At 57.7% G+C, this 6,221-nt stretch carries 3 protein-coding genes; 2 read left to right on the forward strand and 1 reads right to left on the reverse strand.

Annotated features, from left to right (window positions below; genetic code table 11):
- Nucleotides 1–20: 20 nt before the first annotated feature.
- On the forward strand, nt 21–2,270 hold the full coding sequence (locus tag VGC62_RS00645; protein ID WP_331185174.1) for a TonB-dependent siderophore receptor: 2,250 nt from the start codon (nt 21–23) through the stop codon (nt 2,268–2,270).
- Between the two features lie 265 nt (nt 2,271–2,535).
- On the forward strand, nt 2,536–5,073 hold the full coding sequence (locus VGC62_RS00650) for a sulfite reductase flavoprotein subunit alpha (protein WP_331185176.1): 2,538 nt from the start codon (nt 2,536–2,538) through the stop codon (nt 5,071–5,073).
- A 713-nt stretch (nt 5,074–5,786) separates the two neighbouring features.
- Here the strand turns inward: VGC62_RS00650 and VGC62_RS00655 are convergent.
- Nucleotides 5,787–6,221, reverse strand: a 435-nt coding sequence (locus VGC62_RS00655) for an oligopeptide/dipeptide ABC transporter ATP-binding protein (protein WP_331185175.1), incomplete at its 5' end; no start/stop codon positions are given.

The following is a 6,221-nucleotide window of genomic DNA, read 5'->3' on the forward strand; positions in this document are numbered from 1 at the left end:
CCTTGGGGAAGGAATGCATTATGTCGCGCCCAACACAACCATCCGCTCAATCACAGCGCTCGATCGCCTCTGCGGTAGGTGTGGCTATCGCCGCGATGTCTGCCGGGCACATGGCTCACGCAGCCGAGAGTAGCGAAGACAAAGCTATCAATCTGGGAGCCACCAGCATCACAGGTGAACAGGCCCAGACCAGTTATAAAACCGATGACTCGGCCTCGAAGAAGTACACCGCACCGCTGCGCGAGACGCCCAAGAGCGTGACCGTGATCCCACAGCAAGTGATTCGCGACACCGCAGCCACCAGCCTGGTTGACGCACTGCGCACCACGCCAGGTATCACCTTTGGTGCAGGCGAGGGGGGTAACCCGGCGGCAGACCGTCCGATCATTCGCGGTTTTAACGCGGAAAGCGACGTGTTCATCGATGGCATGCGCGACGTTGCTGCGCAAAGCCGCGAGATATTCAACGTCGAATCCGTCGAGGTCAGTAAGGGTCCTGGTTCGGCATTCACGGGTGCCGGCTCTACCGGTGGCAGCCTGAACCTGATCACTAAGGGTGCTCATTTGGGTAACGCCTACAATGGCGGTTACACCTTTGGATCCGACCAGACTCAGCGCTATACCCTGGACGTGAACCAACAGATGACCGATACCTCGGCCGTGCGTCTGAACCTTATGAAGCACGATTCCAATGTGGCCGGTCGGAACGATGTCGACAACAGCCGCTGGGGATTTGCCCCGTCGTTTGCCTTCGGCCTGGGCACCGATACTCGCGTGAAAGTGGATTATTACCACCTCACCACCGATGACATGCCGGACTACGGTATTCCATTGACCAGTACCACGGGGCGCAGCAAATACATTGTCGACAAGCCTGCACATGTCAACGAAAACAACTTCTATGGGCTGACTGATCGGGATTACCGCAATAGCGTCAATGACAGCGGTACGTTCCGGATCGAACACGACTTCAACGACAACTTGACCCTGTCCAACAGCTTCCGCATGTCGCGCTCCACCCTGGATTACATCGTCAGTAACCCGGACGACAGCCGCGGCAACGTGGCGAATGGTCTGGTATCGCGTTCGGCGAAGAGCCGCAACTCGACTTCCAGCGGTTTTGTCAACCAGACCGACTTGCAGGCTAAGTTCAACACTGGCTTTGTTGAACACAGCCTGGTTACTGGCATTGAGTTCTCGTATCAGGACACGCATAACCGTGGCTACAACGTGCTCACTGCCAGTGGCGGCACCATCGGTTCGACTTGTAATGCAGGATTGCTGGCATCCGGGGATTGCACCAGCTTGTACAACCCGACACCGAAAGACCCATGGAATGGCAGGATCACTGACAGCCTGGCTTTCACCGATACTGACACCAAGACCAGCGCGGCTTATGTCTTCGATACGCTGAAGTTCAACGAGCAATGGTCGCTCAATCTCGGTCTGCGCTACGACGACTACGATGTTCGCTCAAGTGGGTTCAGCACCGGTGGCCGTGGCTCTGTAGCGGGCGACTTCGACCGTGAGAACACCAGCCAACTGTGGAACTACCAGGTGGGCGTGGTCTACAAACCACTGCCAAACGGCAGCATCTACGCGGCATGGTCCACCTCAAGTAACCCATCCGGCGAAACCAGCGGTAACGGTGGCCTGGAAATCGCGGCCAACAATTCTGATCTCGACCCGGAAAAGAACCGCAACTACGAAATCGGCACCAAATGGGACTTCTTCGGAGACGACCTGTCCTTGACCGCAGCGTTGTTCCGTACTGAGAAGACTAACGCCCGTGTCAATGACCCGGACAACACAACCTTCCAGGTACTTGATGGTGAGCAGCGTGTCGACGGCTTTGAGTTTACCTACACCGGTAAGTTGACCAGCAAATGGAAGGTCTACGGGGGTTACACCTACATGGACAGCGAGATCGTCAAAGCTACCAGCAAGGCGGACGAGGGCAACCATATGCCAAGCACACCGCGTAACAACTTCAACTTCTGGTCGACTTACGATCTGATGCCGAAACTGACGGTGGGTGGCGGCGCAACCTTCGTCGACTCGCGTTTTGGCAACGAAGCGAACTCGGTGGAAGTACCTTCATACTGGCGCTACGACGCTATGGCGACCTACGCGTTGACCAAGAATGTCGACCTGCAACTGAACGTGCAGAACCTGACCGACAAGCGTTACTACGATCAGGTCTTTAGTACCCACTACGCGCATATGGCCGCTGGCCGTACCGCGTTGATGAGTGCCAGTTTCCACTTCTAAACAGTGGATCACGCAAGGCCCCACTTGCTTTTGGTGAGTGGGGCTTTTGCGTGAGAGGGCCTGAAGGCGCAAACCTGTAGGAGAGCATTTATTCGCGAACCGGTGTGACAGGCGCGGGATGTGCGTCGGTTGTTCTGGCCTCTTGCGAATGAATTCGCTCCAGTTATTGATCCAGCAACCGTATCCAGAATCAGACACAGATGAGAGTAAGTACCTTTTCTGCGCATAATGCTCACGCAGCGGGTAATTGAGGTGGTCGAGGGTGTTGAAGAAAGTTCTGTTTCAAATCCACTGGTTCTTTGGCATCACGGCGGGTCTGGTCTTGGCGTTGATGGGTATTACCGGTGCGCTGTATTCGTTCGAAGACGAAATCCTCGACGCTATCAATCCCACGGCGCTGTTCGTGCAGCCGCGCGATGCGCAATTGCCACTGGACGAGCTGGTGCGCAGGATCGAAGGGCAAGCCAATGACCGCGTGTCCATGCTGCGTGTCGAGGCCGACGGCGACAGGGCCGCTCAGGTTTGGTTAACACCAGCGCCTGGCGAGCGTCGCGGGCAAATGCGCAACTTCGACCCTTACACCGGCGAACTGAAACCAGACGCCGTGGGCCAGGACGTGTTCGGATTCATCCTGCAACTGCACCGCGTACTCGCCGCTGGCGACTACGGTAAGCAAGTCACGGCAGCGTGTACCCTGATTCTGGTGTTTTTCTGCCTATCGGGCCTTTACCTGCGTTGGCCACGCAAGGCGCTGAACTGGCGTGTCTGGCTGACGCTGGATTGGGCGAAGAAGGGACGCAGTTTCAATTGGGACCTGCATTCGGTGTTTGGCACCTGGTGCCTGGTGTTTTACCTGTTGCTGTCGGTCACCGGGTTGATGTGGTCTTACGACTGGTTCAGCAACGGCATGACCAAGCTTATCGGTGATCCACCGGTGCCCGGTGAGCAACCGCGCAAGGGTGGTGGTCGTCCTGGTAATCAACCTGCCAACGAGGCGGCGCCCTTGGTGGTCGATTACGTAGCAATCTGGGATGCCATCCAGAAAACCGCCGGGCCTGGACTCAAGGCTTATAACCTGCGTCTGCCTCCCATAGGTGGGCAGCCTGGGCTGGTGTTTTATCTGCTCAAAGACGCCCCGCACCCGCGTGCGTTGAACCAGATCACCCTCGACCCGGCCAATGGACAAGTCAAAGCGGTGTCGCGCTACACAGAAAAAGGCCTGGGCTCGCAGTTGTTGATCAGTAACTACGCGCTGCACACCGGCAGTTATTTCGGCCTTATCGGGCGCATCGTGATCACAGTTGCGGCCCTGATGATGCCGTTGTTCTTTATTACGGGCTGGTTGCTATACCTGGATCGTCGTCGCAAGAAACGTCAGGTGCGCAATGCGCGCGGCGGAGTTTCGCTCATCGACAGCGGCCCTGCATGGCTGATCGGATTCGCCAGTCAGAGCGGTTTCGCTGAGCAACTGGCGTGGCAGACCGCAGGGCAATTGCAGTCGGCGGGCTTACCTGTGCGGGTGCAGCGTCTGGCGGACATCACCGAACAGGATCTGAACCAGAGCCAGAATGCGTTGTTCGTCGTCAGCACGTTCGGCGATGGCGAAGCGCCGGACAGCGCCCGCGGGTTCGAGCGCAAGGTACTTGGTAAGCCGCTGTCGCTGAGCAACTTGAATTACGCTGTGCTGGCCCTCGGCGACCGGCAATATCAACACTTCTGTGGTTTCGCCCTACGCCTGCACGGCTGGCTGGCCGAACGTGGCGGCAGCACGCTGTTCGCTCCTGTTGAAGTTGACAGCGGCGACGATGCCGCACTGCAGCATTGGCAACAGCAACTGGGACAACTGACTGGCAGTACGCCACTCAACAGTTGGCAGGCGCCAGCTTTTGGCAGCTGGACCTTGGCCAAGCGTGAATGGCTGAACCCGGGCAGTGCTGGCTCCAAGGTGTTTCTTGTGAACCTGACACCTCCTGAAGCCACACGCTGGGAAGCTGGGGATCTGGTGGAGATCCTGACGCATAACGCTCGGGTTGCGGTCGAGAAATTCCTGGCTGGTCTGGGTATCGCCGCGGATACGCCTGTAAACATCGATGGCCTGAACGAAACCCTTGGGCAGGCACTGACCACTCGCCAGTTGCCAGACAATCGCAGTCATCTGGTCGGGCTGCATGCGCAGGCATTAGTCGATGCGTTGGTCCCGCTGGCGATGCGTGAGTACTCCATAGCCTCAATGCCTGAGGATGGCGCGCTGCAACTGATTGTCCGTCAGGAACTACACCCTGATGGCAGTTTGGGCCTGGGTTCAGGCTGGCTGACGGAACATGCGGCATTGGGTGCTTCGATCAGTGTGAAAGTACGTCGCAACAGCAGTTTCCATCTGCCAGGCGAGCAGGTGCCGTTGATTCTGGTCGGTAACGGCACAGGTCTCGCCGGGTTGCGCAGCCTGCTCAAAGCCCGTATCGCCCAAGGGCAGAAGCGTAACTGGTTGTTGTTTGGCGAGCGCAATGTGGCGCATGACTTTCACTGTGGTTCCGAGCTGCAAGGTTGGTTGATGACTGGCGATATTGAGCGCCTGGATCTGGCGTTTTCACGGGATCAGGCCGAGAAAGTCTACGTTCAGGATCGTCTGCGTGAAGCGGCGAGTGAGCTGCATCGCTGGCTGGACGACGGCGCGGCGATCTACATCTGCGGCAGTCTGCAAGGCATGGCGGCGGGGGTTGATGAGGTGCTCACGGCGTTGTTGGGCGAGAAGGGCGTTGAGGCGTTGATCGAGCAGGGGCGTTATCGACGGGATGTTTATTAGTTTGGTGCTTTTTAACTTTGCGGCGGGGTTGGATTTGGGGTGTATATCCGTTATCGAGGGTGGCGCTGATATGGGTTCCGCTCTTACAGCGGGTCACTTTTGGCAAACGCCCCAAAAGTAACCAAAAGGTCTGGCTCCTGGTTTGGCCCTCCTTCGTCGGGTTTCCTCACTCCGGCGACGCTCCGTGGGCACGCGCCGAACGGACATCCATGTCCTGACGGCGCTTGCCGGGCATCCATGCCCGGCAGCCCACTACGCGACGCCTGCGTTCAGCCTGCACCCAAGTCGCGATTGGTGGTGTCTGTGCTATCGCGTAGGGAAAATCAAAAGCAAAAGCGAAGCACGCTTTGTTTTTTTGATCTGGGTCGTACAGAAATTTTGGGAGTGCCACACATTGCGACTTTGGGAGGCCGAACGCAGGTGTTGCGCAGCCGGGCGCACGACATGGATGTCCGTTCGGCGCGTCCCGGCGGAGCAATGCCGGAGTGAGGGAACCCCGACGAAGGAGGGCCAAACCAGGAGCCAGACCTTTTGGTTACTTTTGGGGCGTTTGCCAAAAGTGACCCGCTGTAAGAGCGGAACCCAAATCAGCACCATCCCGAATAACGGATATACACACAGAACCGAACAGACCAACCAGACCCCAACCACAAAAAAGGCCGTTACACGAGTGCGCAACGGCCTTTGATCAGATCACCGCCATGCGGCGCAAATCACGCCACAAATTGCTCCGCGTAATGACAGGCAACCTGGCGGTTGTCGACCTCACGCAAAGCGGGTTCTTCGTTGACACAACGCTCGGTCGCGTAGGGGCAGCGCTTGTGGAAAGCGCAGCCGCTTGGCGGGTTGAGCGGGTTAGGCAGTTCGCCGACGATCTTGATCTTCGGTTTCAGCGGGTCCGGGTGAATGGTCGGGGTCGCCGACAGCAACGCCTGGGTATAGGGGTGCAGCGGGCGGGTGTAGATGTCTTCTTTCGGGCCCATTTCCGCAGGTCGGCCCAGGTACATCACCAACACCGTGTCGGCCACATGACGCACCACCGACAGGTTGTGCGAGATGAACACATACGCGGTATTGAACTCCTGTTGTAAATCCATGAACAGGTTCAGCACCTGTGCTTGAATCGACACGTCCAGCGCCGAGGTCGG

The organism is Pseudomonas sp., from assembly GCF_036404235.1.
Taxonomy (GTDB): Bacteria; Pseudomonadota; Gammaproteobacteria; order Pseudomonadales; family Pseudomonadaceae; genus Aquipseudomonas.

What these genes read in the sequence shown, in the direction of transcription:
- VGC62_RS00645 (WP_331185174.1), top strand. Translation starts at nt 21, where the DNA reads ATGTCGCGCCCAACACAACCATCCGCTCAATCACAGCGCTCGATCGCC.